The organism is Desulfitobacterium dichloroeliminans LMG P-21439 (assembly GCF_000243135.2).
Classification (GTDB): Bacteria; Bacillota; Desulfitobacteriia; order Desulfitobacteriales; family Desulfitobacteriaceae; genus Desulfitobacterium; species Desulfitobacterium dichloroeliminans.
This window is the reverse complement of the sequence record NC_019903.1, coordinates 3,542,226-3,558,716: the sequence shown is the minus strand read 5'-3', so window position 1 is coordinate 3,558,716 and position 16,491 is coordinate 3,542,226. Positions and strand designations below refer to the sequence as shown.

Here is a 16,491-nt window from a genome sequence, read left to right as displayed (position 1 = left end):
GACCCGACTTTTCATAAAAGCGGACCTGAGCAGTCTGATAACCTTATAAGCATACCCCAGAAATAACGCGACTTAACAAAGCAAACTTCACCAAAGGTGGCGATCACAATGAGTAACGCTTGGATCGATATTAACCTAGACGCCATAGCCCATAACTACCGTGAAATTACCCAACACCTTAGCCAAGGTGCCCGAGTCATGGCCGTCGTGAAGGCTGATGCCTATGGCTTAGGGGCAGTTCCCATCGCTCAGACACTGCAGAAATTAGGCTGCGAAGCCTTTGCCGTAACCACCGTCGAAGAAGGTTTGATTTTGCGCCAGCAGGGGATTCAAGGCATCATTTTGGTACTAGGGCCCGTATCTTCAAAGCAGATAGAAGGGGCTCTCGAGGCCGACCTCCAGCTGACTATAGGGGACTTCAGTATACTTACTCAATGTGCAACCGTGGCAGCTCAATTGGGGAAGGAAGCTCAAGTTCACCTCAAATTAGAGACGGGGATGGGCAGGACCGGCTTTTTCGAGAAGGACTGGGAAGATCTTGCTGAATCCTTAAAAGCAGCGGACTCTATTAATCCCGTCGGCATCTATACTCATCTGGCACGGGCTGCTCTGCTTGATCGGACCTATACTCAACAGCAGTATGATACCTTTCAGCGAGGGGTCAAGAAAATGGAGCAGCATGGATTTGTAGGCTTATGGAAGCATATCTGCAACAGTGCTGCTTTTTTGGATTATCCGGAGTGGCATCTTGATTTTATCAGGACTGGAACCCTTCTTGTGGGTCATTTTCCTTCGACCTCCTTTGCCGGTATGCTAAAGCTTCAGGATCCTTGGATTGCTAAAGCTCAGATTGTCAGTCTTCGCCAGGTGCCTAAAGGAACCTTTGTCGGCTATCAAAGCATTTATCGTACCAAAGCAGAGACTCGTTTGGCTGTAATCCCCGTGGGATATGCCGATGGCTTTGGGGTACAGCCTCATTTTATACCTCAAGGTTTTTGGGATTTTATTAAAATTATTATTAAAAATTTCCTCGCTCTTTGCGGGATTTTTGTCGGTCAAGAGACTGTGGCTTGGCAAGGCCATTCGATTCGCGTGGCGGGCAAAATTGGTATGCAGTTGACTGTTCTCGATGTAGGCAGGCTTACCTGTCAGGTTGGGGACGTGGTGATTCTGCCTTTAAGGCGGACTCAGGCTAACCCTCGCATGTTAAGACAATATTGGTCGGAAGAAAGATTAATCACGAAACGTGAAATAAAAGAAGGATATTTACAAACTTATCCAGAATAACCATAATTATTGGCGGAAGGAGATGGTAATATATGGCCAACATACTCGTTGTAGATGATCAGATGGGGATTCGCCGACTTCTTTTTGAAGCCTTCAAGGAAGAAGGTCATCGTGTAAAGATGGCTGAAAACGGCAATGAAGCGCTTCATTTGCTCGAGGATTTCCAACCGGAATTGATAATTATGGATATGAAGATGCCAGAAATGAATGGTATTGACACACTAAAAGAGATTAGGATGTTTAATAAAGAGGTTCAAGTGATTATGATGACAGCCTATGGAGATCTTCAAACCATGGAGAGGGCTCAGGAACAAGGGGTGAAGTGTTATATTAGCAAGCCTTTCGATCTTTTCGAGTTACGTGATTACGTCCGTCAAATTCTTCAATAGACTAAGTTGATCTAGAGACACCGCAGAAAGTATTGTAGCGACTGTCTCTTATTTTTTTGAATTGAGGATGGAGGAAAAACCCCTCTACTTGCCGAAGTATAGTTTCGAGGTAGAAAGAGGTGGGAAAATTGATCCTGACGACCCATACATCCGTAGCTATACAGTGCCCTCAATGTGGAGAATTAGAGTTTCACGGCCTTTCTCTTTTTGCGTTTTCCGGAAAGGGACGGGTAAATTTATATTGCCGTTGCGGTGAATCCTTGATATCCGTGGCAACAAGAGACCGCAAACATTTTAATACATCTTTTAATTGCGCTTTTTGCGGTCAGGTTCACTATCTTCGCCTCAAACGCGGAGCTTGCTGGGGTAAGAATGCTTTGGCATTAGTGTGCCCAGAAGTAGAGGCATCGGCAGGGTTTATCGGTCCCAAGCAAAAGGTGGCCCAAGCCTGCCAGGAACGCGAAAAGTCCATTGCTGAGCTTGCCTCAGAATTAGGATATGAAGATGAGTTTGAGAATCCGGAAGTCATGTTAAAACTGCTAGATCATCTCCATTGCTTAGCCAAGGATGGAGCTTTAGGTTGTCAATGCGGCAACCATAATCTAACCTTTGAACTTTTGCCGGACCGAATTGAGCTTTATTGTGATATTTGTGAAGCGGTTGGCGTAATCTATGGAGAGAATGCTGAAAACATTCGTATTTTTGAGGGAATGACATCGGTCAATTTGGACGAAAATAAAACCGTATTGCTGAATTGTACACAGCATGGACGCTTTTGTAAGGCAATTGAGGAGGAATAAGGATGAGTTTGGTATCTATGGCTGAGCTGCTGCAGGAAGCTCAAAGGGGTCATTATGCGGTGGGGGCATTTAATTGTAACAATATGGAAATTGTTCAAGCTATTGTCGGTGCGGCAGAAGCAGAAAAATCCCCTGTCATCGTTCAGGCAAGTCAAGGCGCCATTAAATACGCGGGGATTGAATATATAGCAGCAATGACCAGCTTGGCAGCTGAGAAAGCCAGTGTGCCGGTAGCCCTTCATCTTGATCATGGTACCAGCTTTGCACAAGTGATGAGTTGCGTAAGAAATCAGTTTACCTCAGTGATGATTGACGGCTCAAAGCTCTCTCTTGAGGAGAACATCGCCCTAACCAATAAAGTTATCGAAGCGGTTCGCCCCTTAGGAGTCTCTGTAGAGGCAGAGCTGGGTAAGATTGGGGGAACAGAAGACGATATTACCGTCAGTGAAAAGGAGGCCCTCTTTACCGATCCCAATGAGGCTGAACGTTTTGTGAAGGAGACCGCAGTCGATGCCCTAGCCATTGCTATCGGAACTGCCCATGGACAGTATAAAGGGGTCCCACAGCTTGATTTTGATCGTCTTGCAGAAATCCGTAAGCGGGTCAACGCCCCCATTGTTTTGCATGGTTCGTCGGGGGTTCCGGATGAGGCCATTCAAAGAGCAATCTCTCTTGGTGTCTGTAAAGTCAATATCGACACCAACATTCGGGAGGCTTTTGTTACGGCAGCCCGCAAGGCCATGACTGATAATCCACGCGAGATTGACCCTAGGAAAATGCTGGGACCGGCTCGTGAAGCGACCATTGAGATTATCCGTGAAAAGATCCGCCTTTTCGGGAGCAGCGGAAAAGCCTAAGGAGGACAAAAATGGAATTTTTATTAGACTCAGCCAATCCAGAGGAGATTAAGCAAGCCTGGAATATGGGAGTTATCGCTGGAATTACGACGAATCCCAGCTTGGTGGCTAAAGAAGGAAGAGGTTTCCATCAGCTATTAGAGGAGCTAATCGAAATCGTCGATGGCCCGATCAGTGCTGAGGTTATCGCTTTAGATACGACCGGAATGCTGACTGAAGCTCGGGAACTTGCCGCTATGCATCCTCATATTGTGGTTAAGATTCCAATGACAGAGGATGGCCTCAAAGCAGTGAAGATTCTAAGCGCCGAAGGGATTAAAACCAACGTGACCTTGATCTTTTCAGCAGTTCAGGCCTTGTTAGCCGCACGGGCAGGAGCTACTTATGTAAGCCCTTTCTTGGGCAGGCTGGATGACATTGGTGAAAATGGTCTCCTCCTGCTTGATGATATTTGCGAGATTTTTGGAGTTCATGGTTTGGAGACCAAAGTGATTGCTGCCAGTATCCGTAACCCCGTGCATGTCACGGAAGCGGCCAGGCTGGGCGCGGATTACGCGACAGTACCCTTTAAAGTATTGCGCCAACTCTTCAAGCATCCTTTAACTGAGGCCGGAATCGATAAGTTTTTAGCCGATTGGCAGAAATTAAAGTAAAATGTTGATTATGGATTGGTAAAGCTCTGACAGACGATTTTCGACTGAAAGAGCTTTTCTTTCTGAGTTCCGGCATCCTGCCTTGCATCCCCAAAAAAAGTATGGGACAATACATTTGGTGCTAATGCATTAAATGAATCAATGGGCGACCACGCTTAGGCACATCTTTGAGATTGTGAAAGTTTAAAGATAATACTATTGGAGGGATCATCATGGATAAAGATTTAACTATGGAACGTGAGCTTACCATGGAATTTGCTCGGGTGACGGAGGCAGCGGCTTTAGCTTCAGCTCGTTGGGTTGGACGTGGTAACAAAGAGGCTGCTGACGATGCTGCTGTACAAGCCATGCGATCCGTTTTTGACACAATCCGTATGAGTGGAACGGTAGTCATCGGCGAAGGAGAAATGGATGAAGCGCCTATGCTCTACATCGGTGAAAAAGTGGGAAGTGGGGAACCTCCTGAGTTAGACGTGGCGGTAGATCCGCTCGAGGGTACAAATATTGTGGCTAAAGGTCTCGCTGGTGCGATTGCTGTGGTAGCGATAGCGAAAAAAGGCGGTCTTTTGCATGCACCGGATATGTATATGGACAAGATTGCTGTAGGCCCTCAAGCCAAGGGCAAGATTCACTTAGATGCTTCCGTGCAGGATAACTTGCGCAGTGTGGCCCAAGCCTTAGGAAAAAGCATGGATGATCTTACGGTCGTAATCATGGATCGCCCTCGGCATGACAAGATTATTCATGAGGTGCGAGAAGCAGGAGCGCGCATTCGTTTGATTACGGACGGAGATGTTTCACCTGCCGTCGCCTGTGCGATTGAAGGTACCGGGATAGATATAATGATGGGAGTTGGCGGAGCACCTGAAGGGGTGCTGGCTGCCGCTGCTTTGCGTTGTTTAGGTGGCGAAATGCAAGGAAGGCTTTGGCCGGAGAATGATGCTGATGTCCTGCGCGCGAAAAGCCTAGGCATTTTGGATGTAAGTAAATTATTAACCATGAATGATTTGGTTTGCTCCGATGATGTATTCTTTGCAGCTACGGGCATTACGGAAGGGCCTTTATTGAAAGGGGTGCACTTTACAGCCCAAGGCGCTCTGACACATACGGTCGTGATGCGGGGCAAAACCGGTACGGTTCGCTTTATTGAAGCGCGGCATAGCTTCGACAAGAAGCCTGCTTATGCCATGAAGGGTGTTATCTAGGTATTTTTTTCCTTATCATAGGAGAGACTACCATTGAGGTGGTTTCATAAAGATGAACATAAGTAAACACAAGCGAGGGGGATTCTTGTTTAAAGGGTGTGCCCTATTACTTGTGTGCAGTTTCTGGATCAATGCCGGGATTTCTATTGGATATTGCCAAGAAGAAAGTACGGTGGTTCAATTTTCTATCGTCACGTTGCAAGAAGGACAGACTATTGAAGACTTAGCGAAGAAGTATCAAACGACAGCCCAGCAGATTCGGTTGGACAACCAAGCGGTTAGCTTAAAACCAGGTGCTACTGTGACCATTCGAGAACAGGCCGGCAGGAATTCAACAGTAGATATTATTGAGACTCCGGCGGCGTTCGAAGCCCTTTCACGTGGGACCCATCGGATTTGGAACTGGCCAGTCCACGCTCGTATTAGCTCGGATTATGGCTGGCGAAATGGAGAATTTCATCACGGCATTGATTTAGCTATTCCTCATGGCACAGATGTTTTAGCTGCTCGGGAAGGTAAAGTGGTCAAGGCGCGATGGATGGATATCTATGGTTTCACAGTACTTCTGGATCACGGCAATGGTGTACAGAGTCTCTATGCGCACAATCAAAAACTGCTGGTTGAGCCCGGTGACTGGGTCGAGCAGGGTGAGGCTATAGCTATTTCCGGAGATACGGGAAGAAGTACCGGTCCCCATCTCCACTTTGAGATACGACTTCAGGGAAAAGCTATTGATCCTCTGCCTTATCTCCCTCCAATGAGCTAAGGTAACTAAAAAAAATTTTTCAGGATAAGGTTCTATTCATTAATTATATATTGACCTGCATGAAGTCGTTGTGTTACAATGTTCAGAGTTGACGACTCGGTTGGGAAAGAAGGTGACGACATGAAAGAAAAGACACACCCTAAATATGAACAAACCACTATCACTTGTGTATGCGGCGAAGTAATTCCAACTGGCAGCACTAAGAAAGACATTAAGGTGGAAATTTGTTCTAAATGCCATCCCTTCTATACCGGTGTTCAACGTTTTGTAGATACTGGTGGACGAGTGGACCGCTTTAAGAAAAAATACGGAATGTAATATGAACAACGACCTGCGGTCGTTGCTAAAAGAAAGGCAGAGCGCATGCTCTGCTTTTTCTTTGACTATGTCATTCCTGAATAATGGCAAGGTTATTCGTTCAGAACTATTCTAGCTCGCTTGAGGTGTGAAAGATGCAAAATAAATTAGTTGAAATTGAAAGGCGCTACGATGAGCTGACTCAGCTCTTAAGCGATCCTGAGGTCATTGCCAGACAAGAAGAGTGGCAGAAGTATGCCAAAGCCCAGTCGGGTATGACGGATATTGTGGAAACCTTTCGTGAGTATAGCACGGTGGTTAAGAATCTCGAAGAGACGCAAAGTCTTCTTCAAGAGAAATTAGATCCCGAATTCAAAGAAATGGCTGAGCTTGAACTTGAGGAATTGACAGAAAAACGGGATGTACTGGCTGAGGAGATGCGGGTTTTGCTCCTGCCTAAGGATCCCAATGACGATAAAAACGTCATTATGGAAATCCGTGCCGGTGCGGGTGGAGAAGAAGCAGCACTCTTCGCTGGAGATCTTTATAGAATGTACACGAAATATGCCGAAGGTCAAGGATGGCGGACAGAACTGCTTAGCGCCAGCTATACGGATATCGGTGGCTTCAAGGAAATTATCTTTCTTGTAGAAGGCCAGGGAGCTTATAGCAAGCTAAAGTTCGAAAGTGGTGTTCATCGGGTGCAGCGGGTCCCCGCCACAGAATCCGGTGGGCGCATTCATACCTCGACGACAACAGTGGCAGTACTCCCCGAGGCAGAAGATGTGGATGTCCAGATCAACCCTAATGATTTACGGATTGATATTTTTTGCTCCAGCGGCCCGGGAGGGCAATCAGTTAATACTACTCAGTCGGCGGTACGGATTACCCATATTCCGACAGGTACCGTGGTGTCTTGCCAAGATGAGAAATCTCAGTTGAAAAATAAAGAAAAGGCCCTGCGGGTTTTGCGGGCACGGGTACTGGAACGGGCTCAGGAAGAGGCCGTAGGAGAATTGGCCAGCGAGCGTCGCAGTCAAGTTGGGACGGGCGATCGTAGTGAGCGAATCCGGACCTATAACTTTCCACAAGGCAGGGTAACAGACCATCGCATTGGCTTGACTCTTCATCGACTCGATGCAATTTTGTTAGGTGAGCTCGATGATGTAATCAATGCATTAATAACTACAGATCAAGCTGAGCGACTTAAAGCGGAGGCATAATGCGTATCGTTGATGCCCTTTTATGGGGAGAGCAAGAATTAAAGCTGGCCCAAGTGGAAAATCCGCGCTGGGATGCGGATCTCCTGCTTGGGTATATTCTTAAGCTAAGGCGTGAACAACTTTATCTGGGTAGAGACCAATTGCTTGCTCCTGACCAAGAGGTTGCCTTTGCCCAAGTCATCGAACGCCGGGTCAAGCGAGAGCCTCTCCAGTATATTCTAAGGCACCAGGAATTTATGGGGCTTGATTTTTATGTGGATAAAAGAGTTCTTATCCCTAGAGCAGATAGCGAGATTCTAGTGGAAAAGGTTCTAGAATTAAAAAGAGCGTGGAGCCCCACTAAGGATGGAAGCCCTCCTGCTATCGTCGACCTTTGTACGGGTAGCGGTGCTTTGGCTATTAGTGTTGCTCATTATTGGCCTGAGGCTCGAGTTGTGGGAACGGATCTATCGCCTAATGCACTTGCCGTGGCTCGCCTAAATAGTGAACGGCTTGGGGTTCGGGTCGAGTGGCGAGAGGGAGATTTTCTGGCCCCGATTCGTGGCCAAAGCTGGGATATCATCATTAGTAATCCCCCCTATATTGCCGAAGGCGAATATACTGAACTCGCCCCGGAGATTGCCGAAGAACCGAGGATGGCCTTTCTTGGGGGTGTGGATGGTTTGGATTTTTATCGGGAACTGGCTAGAGAAGCACCCGCTTTGCTTAAAGCCAGTGGAAGGATCATAGTGGAAATCGGGTGGCAGCAGAGTGTACCGGTCACACGATTTCTTCAAGAACTGGGTCTCACTACTGAGGTTTTTCAAGATTTAGGCGGGAGAGATCGGGTAGTTTTCGCGAGGTGTGAATAATGGAAACAAAACGAGTCACTATCGATGCTCAAAAACCTGAATATGAATGGATTCAAGAGGGAGCAAAGCTGATACGTGAGGGGAAATTGGTCGCTTTACCCACTGAGACGGTGTATGGCTTAGGGGCCAACGCCATTGATGCAGAGGCTTGTCAGGAGATTTTCCGAGTCAAGGGCAGACCCCAAGATAATCCTCTCATTGCCCATATCTCAGATTTGGATATGGCCAAAAAGTTAACAGGACACTGGACTCCACAAGCTGCCCTCTGTGCGGAACAGTTTTGGCCGGGCCCTTTAACCCTTGTGTTAGAGAAGACTGATTTAGTGCCGGATGTGGTAAGTGGCGGATTAGGTACCGTGGGTATTCGTATGCCAAACCATCCCGTAGCCTTACAGTTGATTCAGGAAGCTGGAGTCCCGATCGCGGCTCCCAGTGCTAACCTTTCCGGCAAACCCAGCCCTACCAAGGGAAGTCATGTTTGGAAGGATTTAAAAGGCAAGATCCCCTTGATCCTGGACGCCGGAGCATGTTCGGTGGGAGTGGAATCCACTGTCTTGGATTTAACCGGAGAAGTGCCCATCATTCTTCGTCCCGGAGGAGTTACTAAGGAGCAACTGGAAGAGGTGCTGGGGGAAGTAGCAATCGATCATCCCTCCGAGCAACAGGCCCCCAAGGCTCCCGGTATGAAATATCGTCATTATGCCCCAAAAGGGGACTTAACCCTTCTCATTGGCGAACGAGCAAAAGTTATTCGCAAGATGGTTGAGGAGATTCGCAAAGGACAATCCCGTCTGAAGAAGGTAGGAATCCTCTGCACATTAGAGAGCGCAGCGGGGCTCCACTACCAATTGCCTGACTTGCTTTACGTCTTGGGTTCTGAGAATAATCCCGCAGAGGTTGCCGGTAACCTCTACGAGGGCTTAAGGCTCTGCGATGAGCAGGGTATGGATATTATTCTCGCCGAAGGGGTCTCAGATAAGGGTCTGGGCTTTGCTATTATGAATCGGTTGATTAAAGCGTCGGGGCAGAAAGTGCTTCGGGTGTAGGTCTTTGATTTTTCTGAAATTCGGGTTCGTGCAGCTTTACGCACAACACTCACTCAGTAGCTCCGGGGCAGCGATACTTGCAGACCGGGGCATGGGTCCAATATAGAAGCCTGACCCAAGGATTTTGATATACCGAAGAGAGCGACTTCAAAGCGAGCAGCTACCCGTTCTTCACGAAAAGCTTGCAGCGGAGAGCTTGAGCGATTAGAACGGGTGAGCGCAGCTTTCTGAGCGAACGTGTATAGCAAAATCCTGGAGAAGCCTACCCCCACAAACGTGTATAGTAAGATCCTAGAGACAAAATCTCATCATTCATGTAAGCACACCCTCAAGCATAGAATACAAAGACGCCGTATTGTATTCTATATACCTCGAATAGGAGGAGTGGGGATTGAATCTTGCCTGGATCTTAGCACTTTCTGTGGCTTTAGGAGCGGACGCCTTTAGTTTGGCCTTAGCCATCGGCTTAGTAGGTGTAGGGAAACGTATGACTCTTCGTCTTTCCTTGATGGTAGCAGTCTTTCATGTGTTCATGCCTTTAGGAGGTCTGCTCTTGGGTCAAACTCTGGGGATGTTTCTGGGGCATTTAGCGAAAGGAATTGGCGCACTTGTCCTGTTATGGTTGGGAGGAAGGATGGTATTCCATGTCTGGAGGCCGGAGCCGGAGTGTATTCCTCTTTCTAGAGCAAGACTGGCTCTACATCAGCAACAATTGCCCACGGGGGTATGCTTAAGCGGGGTAGGGTTATATGCCTTAGCTGCCAGTGTGAGTTTAGACGCCCTCAGTGTTGGATTTTCTTTAGGGACAGTGGATAGCGGGGTTGGAATTACTGTATTGGTGATGGGAACGGTCGCCGGATTGATGATGGGCAGCGGCTTAGTGCTTGGTCGTTATGTAGGTTCTTGGTTAGGAAAACGAGCAGAGGCCATGGGAGGTCTTGTGCTCGTCATTATTGGGATAAGGATGTTATTGGGATAGGAGTAATCATGGTGCGAATTGCCTTTGTTTGTACTGGAAATACATGCCGCAGCCCTATGGCCGAAGGTTTGGCAAGGCATATTTTGGGACCGGGAGTAGAGGTAGAGTCTGCTGGTCTTGCGGCTTGGGGCGGAGATCCTGCGAATGGCAAGGCCATTCAAGTGTTAAAGGAGAAAGGCATTGATATCGCCTCCCACCAAGCTCGTGCTGTGAGTCGAGACATCCTTGCCTCAGCAGATTGGGTTATTCCCATGACTCAAACCCATGAGAGACAGCTTAAGGATGCATTTCCGGAATGGAGTTCGAAAGTGAAGCGACTGGGGGCCTGGCATAGCCAAGGGAAATATCAGGATGTCCGTGATCCTTGGGGCGGTAGCGTTGAGACTTATCGACAGTGTGCTCAAGAAATCGAGACCTTGCTTCATGAGGTCAAGACTGGATTAAAAGCTCATTGAGGTAATAGGGTTGGATCGTTATGGATAAACTAATGAGCAATAATCATTTGTTGAGGTGATGATTGATAGCTTGGCGTAGAGCCAAGCATTTTCTCTAAATGCCTTTTCCTAAATAATATGAAAACTCTTTTTTCGTAAGATGAGGCAGGGATTGCATCATTAATGTAGAAAAATTCAATAGAACATGGAGGTGGGTGACCTTGAGAATCGCATTAGGAGCAGATCATGGAGGGTTCGAGCTTAAGAACGAAATTCAAGCCCATTTGGAGAGCCAAGGTATTGAAGTTTATGATTGCGGCACGAACTCAAAGGACTCAGTTGATTATCCAAAGTACGGATTTTTAGTCGGGGATGCCATAAATAACGGTAAAGCGGATTTAGGTATCGTAGTCTGTGGGACAGGCTTAGGGATATCCATTGCTGCCAATAAGGTACCAGGAATCCGCGCTGCTGCCTGCACGGAAACCTATTCGGCTCGGATGGCAAGGGAGCATAATAATGCGAACGTTCTAGGGCTTGGTGGCCGGGTCACCGGTGTGGGACTAGCCTTAGATATTGTTGATATTTTTATCAAGACTCCTTTTGCAGGAGGACGACATGCTCGGCGGGTGGATTTGATCACAGCCATCGAACAGGGTGAACGTATTTAAATCCTTTGCTGGAGGAAAAAATAATGAATTTTGAGGATATCATCAAAGATTGGGATCAAGCGCTGGAGGAATTTTTTGCTCAGGCAGATTTAAAATCCCGGCACATCCTTGTGTTAGGCTGTAGTACGAGTGAGGTCATGGGACATCACATTGGGAAGGCAAGCAGTACCGAAGTAGCCGAGGCCCTTCTTCCTCCCTTATTGGCAAGAGTGAAGCAAAGGGAAATTTATTTGGCCATCCAAGCTTGCGAACACCTTAATCGTGCTTTATTGGTTGAGGAGGCATGTATCGAACAGTATGGTTTGGATCCGGTCACGGTAGTACCCTCCTTACAGGCCGGAGGATCGATGGCCGTTAACGCTTGGCAGAGCTTCCAATCCCCGATGATGGTGGAGACCATCCGCGGACACGCAGGGATCGATGTGGGAGATACGTTTATCGGCATGCATCTACGCCCAGTGGTGGTACCGATCCGGCCCTCGATTAAGGAAATTGGTCACGCACATTTAACTATGGCCAAAACAAGACCGCGGCTTATCGGCGGCCCTAGGGCTATGTATTCGATGGTATAGATGGACATAAATTTGGATTAATAATTGGAGGTAGGAGTGGATAAGTATGGATTATATTAAGGAATGGATTCTCCCTCAAGATCCAGAAGTGGCAGAGGCTATCGCCCAAGAAGAAGGGAGACAACGCAATAAAATCGAGTTGATTGCCTCGGAGAACTTTGTTAGCCGTGCTGTTATGGCGGCTCAAGGTTCAGTTTTAACCAATAAATATGCTGAAGGATATCCTGGTAAGCGCTATTATGGCGGTTGTGAATATGTGGATATCGTTGAAGATTTAGCTCGGGAGCGCGTGAAGAAGCTTTTTGGTGCTGAGCATGCGAATGTTCAGCCTCATTCCGGTGCCCAAGCGAATACTGCAGTTTATTTTGCCATATTAAAACCCGGGGACACCGTCCTCGGCATGAATTTATCCCATGGTGGTCATTTAACCCATGGCAGCCCGGTCAATCTTTCAGGGATGTACTATAATTTTGTGGCTTATGGCGTGAATCCGGAAACAGAGCTCATTGATTATGATGAGGTGCGTAAGCTGGCACTTGAAAACAAGCCCAAACTTATCGTAGCTGGAGCTAGTGCTTATCCTCGCCAAATTGATTTTGCCCAATTACGGAAAATTGCTGACGAAGCAGGCGCCCTCCTGATGGTGGATATGGCTCATATTGCTGGACTGGTAGCGGCAGGACTTCATCAGAACCCCGTTCCTTATGCTCATTTCGTTACTACTACCACTCATAAAACCCTCCGGGGACCTCGGGGCGGCCTCATTCTCTGTAAAGAGGAATTTGCTAAGGCCATCGATAAAGCTATCTTCCCAGGAATACAAGGCGGCCCTCTGATGCATGTCATTGCGGCCAAGGCGGTGGCCTTTGGGGAAGCTTTAAAACCCGAATTCATAGAATACCAGAAGCGGATTGTGGAAAATGCTAAAGTATTAGCGTCCGCACTAGCTGACAAAGGCTTTCGCTTAGTTTCCGGCGGTACGGATAACCACCTCATGTTAGTGGATGTGAGGCCCAAAGGATTGACCGGAAAAGAAGCAGAGGCTATTTTGGATGAGGTTGGCATAACCGTGAATAAAAACACCATTCCTTATGATACAGCCAGCCCCACCGTGACCAGCGGTATCCGTATCGGTACTCCTGCCGTAACGAGCCGTGGGATGGATGCTGAAGCTATGAAGAAAATCGCTGAAGCTATCGATAGTGCATTATCTGAGCGTAATGAAAAAGGAGCCGCCAAGGCCAGAGAAATTGTTGCTGGACTTTGCGCAGAATTTCCACTCTACACAAATCTAGATTAGGAGTTGACAACCATGGCAATAGTTCATGTTCTGGACCATCCCTTAATACAGCATAAATTATCACTCATCCGTGATGAAAATACAGGTTCCAAAGACTTTCGTGAGCTTGTAGAAGAAGTAGCGATGCTCATGGCCTATGAAGTGACCCGGGATTTTCCCCTTCAAGACGTCGAAGTAAAAACTCCGGTGGCTACCATGAAAGCCAAATCGATCGCCGGTAAAAAAGTTGGCTTAATTCCGATTTTGCGGGCTGGCCTGGGCATGGTTGATGGCATGTTGAAGCTTATCCCTACTGCTAAAGTGGGGCATGTAGGACTTTATCGGGATCCGGAGACCCTTAAGCCGGTAGAGTATTATTGCAAGCTCCCCACCGATGTCGAAGAGCGTGATCTTATTGTGATTGATCCCATGCTGGCAACGGGAGGATCAGCTACGGCGGCCATCACCTTCTTGAAGGAGCGTGGGGCTAAGAATATTAAGCTGATGTGCTTGATTGCTGCTCCGGAAGGCATTCGTGAGGTTCAATCCTATCACAATGATGTGGATATTTTTGTGGCGGCAGTGGATGACCATTTGAATGATCATGGTTATATTATTCCGGGACTCGGAGATGCCGGAGATCGGTTGTTTGGGACTAAATGAAAAGGCTCGAACGACCCGGTTGGGATGAATATTTCATGCAGATGGCACAGGTCGTAGCGGGGCGATCTACTTGCTTGCGGCGCCAAGTAGGGGCTGTGATAGTGAAGGATAAGCAGATTCTGAGCACGGGTTACAACGGCAGTCCCTCGGGACTGAGCCATTGTGCCGAGAAAGGCTGTCTTAGGCAGCAACTTGGCATACCCTCAGGTGAGAGAGCCGAGATATGCCGGGCTGTTCATGCGGAGCAGAATGCCTTGGTGCAAGCTGCCAAACATGGGGTTGTCATTAATGGCGCAGATATTTACACCACAGTTCAGCCCTGCGTTCTCTGCACCAAGCTTCTCATCAATGCAGGAATTAAGCGGGTATTTTATCTTTACCCTTATCCGGATAGTTTAGCTTTAGAGCTGGCAACGGAAGCCGATTTGGAGCTTGTTCAGCTCAATCTTCAGGAAGCAGAAGGCTAGGAATTAACCGAGTCTTCATGCATTGAACGAGACTTCGTTTCAGAGGGGGATTCACCTCCAGTGAATGTTAGTCGAGTACATACTGGGCTTAACCGCCATAGACACCCGCCGTTTTTATAGGCTGGGGCATAGGGCGGGTTAGTCCGGTTTTAAAGGAGCGTATTCAGGTGGAAGGTAAAAAGGTGATGGTGGTCTTTGGCACGCGGCCCGAAGCTATTAAAATGGCTCCCGTCGTTCAAGCCTTAAAGAAGTCAGCCGTCTGCTGTGAGGTCGCAGTGACTGCCCAACATAGAGAAATGTTGGATCAGGTGTTGGAGTTATTTAAAATTCATCCAGACTATGATCTCAATCTTATGCAAGCGGGTCAGACCTTAACAGATATAACGACCCGTGCTCTTGATGGGCTGAAAGAAGTCCTAGAGAAAGCTAAGCCGGATATCGTCTTGGTGCATGGAGATACCACAACTACTTTTGTGGCAGCTTTGGCTGCTTATTATGCACACATTCCCATCGGTCATGTAGAGGCAGGCCTACGCACAGGCCAAAAATACTCCCCATTTCCTGAGGAGATGAATCGTAAATTAGCCGGAGCTCTGGCCGATTTGCATTTTGCGCCCACAACAACAGCAAAGAATAATTTATTGCATGAAGGGATCGACGAGTTGAAAGTGTTAGTGACGGGTAATACCGTGATTGATGCCTTGCTGGAAACTGTTAAATCAGATTATACCTTTGCTGATCCGAGCCTCAGGAGCCTATTAAAAGCAACGGAAGGCCAGCGCATGATTCTCGTCACAACCCATCGCCGGGAAAACCTTGGTGAACCGATGCGACAGATTTATCGTGCTTTAGCAGATGTTTTGGATCATTATCCAGATACTTATGTGGTATTTCCAGTCCATAAGAATCCCTCTGTTCGTCAAGTCGTGGAGGAAGTCTTGGGGCAGAATTCCCGAGTTCACTTGATTGAGCCCATGGATTACGAACCCTTTGTCAATTTGATGGCCCAATCGAATATCATCTTGACAGACTCCGGTGGGATTCAAGAAGAGGCTCCCTCACTGGGGGTACCCGTTTTGGTGGTTCGTGATACTACAGAAAGGCCTGAGGCAGTGGAAGCGGGTACGGTAGCCTTGGTAGGGACTTCCTATGAAAAGGTTTTTGAGAAACTTAACCGCCTTTTATCGGACAAAGAAGTATATCAGGATATGGCTCATGCCACTAATCCTTATGGAGATGGCCAAGCCTCGGAACGAATCGTCGCGGCCATGGTAAAATTTCTTTCTTAGAAAATGCTTGTAAGAATGAGGGATTCATTATAGTATTCTTAATATAGCTTAAAAATGTCAGAAATTTGCACTAGGAAATTATTAAAGCTTTGTTGCTATAAAAGGTAAATGTTGTTATTATATTGAATAGATAAAAAATATTCAAAACACTTTTTAGACCAATTATCTTTAGAAGGGAAACAAAGATGGGAGAATCGCGCAGGACTGTACTCAGGGCAATGGCTTTCGGGACGAGTATTGCGACGACCCTTGCCGGACTCGTCGGCGGGGGGTTTTTCCTAGGACGTTTTTTAGATCAACGTCTGGGAACTGAGCCTTGGCTTTCACTCTTATTGATGATCTTGGGCTTGGTTTTAGGAGGGTGCTATTTGGTTGTTACACTGAGAAAGTTTGGCGTTATGGATGACAAAGAGTAATTTTCTTCTCCTGCTGGTAGGTACCTCTTTTATTCTTATGGGAATTGCAGTGACTGGTAATGCGAACCTTTTTGGCGCAATCCTTGGCTATGGGTTTGGATTTCTGTACACGTTATTGTTACATAGGGATACTCTGCGCAGCGTAGACGACGAGGTTTTCGTCGCAGTAAATCGGATGCGTCGGAGTTTTTTTGCACGTTTAGGCATGGTTACTTTAGCGGTTGTTGCAGTAGGTCGGTTTCAACCGGACTGGCTGTTTCCTTTGGCTTTAGGGATTCCCTTAGGCCTTGTAGTCTCCCTCATCACAAGCTTGAAGCAAATAACGAAATATGGAAAGGGGTGAAATA

The 16,491-nt window shown here is 47.3% G+C and carries 21 protein-coding genes; all 21 read left to right on the top strand.

The window, feature by feature from the left end; all coding sequences use genetic code 11:
- Positions 1–108 precede the first annotated feature (108 nt).
- A complete protein-coding gene (alr, locus tag DESDI_RS16815; RefSeq protein ID WP_015263807.1) occupies positions 109–1,287 on the top strand; it encodes an alanine racemase in 1,179 nt (392 codons plus the stop codon).
- 32 nt (positions 1,288–1,319) lie between these two features.
- The gene (locus DESDI_RS16810; RefSeq protein ID WP_015263806.1) at positions 1,320–1,676 is read left to right on the top strand and encodes a response regulator; all 357 of its coding nucleotides are present in this window, start codon (positions 1,320–1,322) and stop codon (positions 1,674–1,676) included.
- A 128-nt stretch (positions 1,677–1,804) separates the two neighbouring features.
- Positions 1,805–2,476, top strand: a complete 672-nt coding sequence (locus DESDI_RS16805) for a hypothetical protein (RefSeq protein ID WP_015263805.1) — start codon at positions 1,805–1,807, stop codon at positions 2,474–2,476.
- A gap of 2 nt (positions 2,477–2,478) precedes the next feature.
- The gene (locus DESDI_RS16800; RefSeq protein WP_015263804.1) at positions 2,479–3,333 is read left to right on the top strand and encodes a class II fructose-1,6-bisphosphate aldolase; all 855 of its coding nucleotides are present in this window, start codon (positions 2,479–2,481) and stop codon (positions 3,331–3,333) included.
- Positions 3,334–3,344: 11 nt separating this feature from the next.
- Positions 3,345–3,986 carry a fructose-6-phosphate aldolase gene (gene fsa, locus DESDI_RS16795; protein ID WP_015263803.1) on the top strand — a complete coding sequence of 214 codons (642 nt, stop codon included), beginning with the start codon at positions 3,345–3,347 and terminating at the stop codon, positions 3,984–3,986.
- Between the two features lie 230 nt (positions 3,987–4,216).
- Entirely contained in the window at positions 4,217–5,191 is a 975-nt protein-coding gene (gene glpX, locus DESDI_RS16790) for a class II fructose-bisphosphatase (protein ID WP_041220068.1), read from the top strand.
- Between the two features lie 52 nt (positions 5,192–5,243).
- Complete coding sequence (locus tag DESDI_RS16785) at positions 5,244–5,957, top strand: peptidoglycan DD-metalloendopeptidase family protein (RefSeq protein WP_015263801.1); 714 nt, start codon at positions 5,244–5,246, stop codon at positions 5,955–5,957.
- A gap of 120 nt (positions 5,958–6,077) precedes the next feature.
- Positions 6,078–6,275, top strand: coding sequence for a 50S ribosomal protein L31 (gene rpmE, locus DESDI_RS16780; RefSeq protein ID WP_015263800.1), 198 nt, complete (start codon positions 6,078–6,080; stop codon positions 6,273–6,275).
- 134 nt (positions 6,276–6,409) lie between these two features.
- Positions 6,410–7,477: a peptide chain release factor 1 gene (prfA, locus tag DESDI_RS16775; protein ID WP_015263799.1), complete on the top strand. Its 1,068-nt coding sequence runs from the start codon at positions 6,410–6,412 to the stop codon at positions 7,475–7,477.
- Positions 7,477–8,328: a peptide chain release factor N(5)-glutamine methyltransferase gene (gene prmC / locus DESDI_RS16770; protein WP_015263798.1), complete on the top strand. Its 852-nt coding sequence runs from the start codon at positions 7,477–7,479 to the stop codon at positions 8,326–8,328. Before prfA ends, prmC begins: the two co-directional genes overlap by 1 nt.
- The gene (locus tag DESDI_RS16765) at positions 8,328–9,374 is read left to right on the top strand and encodes an L-threonylcarbamoyladenylate synthase (protein ID WP_015263797.1); all 1,047 of its coding nucleotides are present in this window, start codon (positions 8,328–8,330) and stop codon (positions 9,372–9,374) included. The genes prmC and DESDI_RS16765 overlap by 1 nt, the downstream gene beginning before the upstream one ends.
- Before the next feature lie 391 nt (positions 9,375–9,765).
- Positions 9,766–10,353, top strand: coding sequence for a manganese efflux pump MntP (locus DESDI_RS16760; protein ID WP_015263796.1), 588 nt, complete (start codon positions 9,766–9,768; stop codon positions 10,351–10,353).
- A gap of 11 nt (positions 10,354–10,364) precedes the next feature.
- On the top strand, positions 10,365–10,808 hold the full coding sequence (locus DESDI_RS16755; protein WP_041219570.1) for a low molecular weight protein arginine phosphatase: 444 nt from the start codon (positions 10,365–10,367) through the stop codon (positions 10,806–10,808).
- Between the two features lie 200 nt (positions 10,809–11,008).
- Positions 11,009–11,458 carry a ribose 5-phosphate isomerase B gene (gene rpiB, locus DESDI_RS16750; protein ID WP_015263794.1) on the top strand — a complete coding sequence of 150 codons (450 nt, stop codon included), beginning with the start codon at positions 11,009–11,011 and terminating at the stop codon, positions 11,456–11,458.
- Between the two features lie 23 nt (positions 11,459–11,481).
- On the top strand, positions 11,482–12,030 hold the full coding sequence (locus DESDI_RS16745; RefSeq protein ID WP_015263793.1) for a TIGR01440 family protein: 549 nt from the start codon (positions 11,482–11,484) through the stop codon (positions 12,028–12,030).
- A gap of 46 nt (positions 12,031–12,076) precedes the next feature.
- The gene (locus tag DESDI_RS16740; RefSeq protein WP_015263792.1) at positions 12,077–13,330 is read left to right on the top strand and encodes a serine hydroxymethyltransferase; all 1,254 of its coding nucleotides are present in this window, start codon (positions 12,077–12,079) and stop codon (positions 13,328–13,330) included.
- Between the two features lie 12 nt (positions 13,331–13,342).
- Positions 13,343–13,972 carry a uracil phosphoribosyltransferase gene (gene upp, locus DESDI_RS16735; RefSeq protein WP_015263791.1) on the top strand — a complete coding sequence of 210 codons (630 nt, stop codon included), beginning with the start codon at positions 13,343–13,345 and terminating at the stop codon, positions 13,970–13,972.
- The gene (locus DESDI_RS16730; protein ID WP_015263790.1) at positions 13,969–14,439 is read left to right on the top strand and encodes a deoxycytidylate deaminase; all 471 of its coding nucleotides are present in this window, start codon (positions 13,969–13,971) and stop codon (positions 14,437–14,439) included. Before upp ends, DESDI_RS16730 begins: the two co-directional genes overlap by 4 nt.
- Positions 14,440–14,624: 185 nt before the next feature.
- The gene (gene wecB, locus DESDI_RS16725) at positions 14,625–15,728 is read left to right on the top strand and encodes a non-hydrolyzing UDP-N-acetylglucosamine 2-epimerase (RefSeq protein WP_083879905.1); all 1,104 of its coding nucleotides are present in this window, start codon (positions 14,625–14,627) and stop codon (positions 15,726–15,728) included.
- 185 nt (positions 15,729–15,913) lie between these two features.
- A complete protein-coding gene (locus DESDI_RS16720) occupies positions 15,914–16,144 on the top strand; it encodes an AtpZ/AtpI family protein (protein ID WP_015263788.1) in 231 nt (76 codons plus the stop codon).
- Complete coding sequence (locus DESDI_RS16715) at positions 16,119–16,487, top strand: hypothetical protein (protein WP_015263787.1); 369 nt, start codon at positions 16,119–16,121, stop codon at positions 16,485–16,487. The genes DESDI_RS16720 and DESDI_RS16715 overlap by 26 nt, the downstream gene beginning before the upstream one ends.
- Positions 16,488–16,491 lie beyond the last annotated feature (4 nt).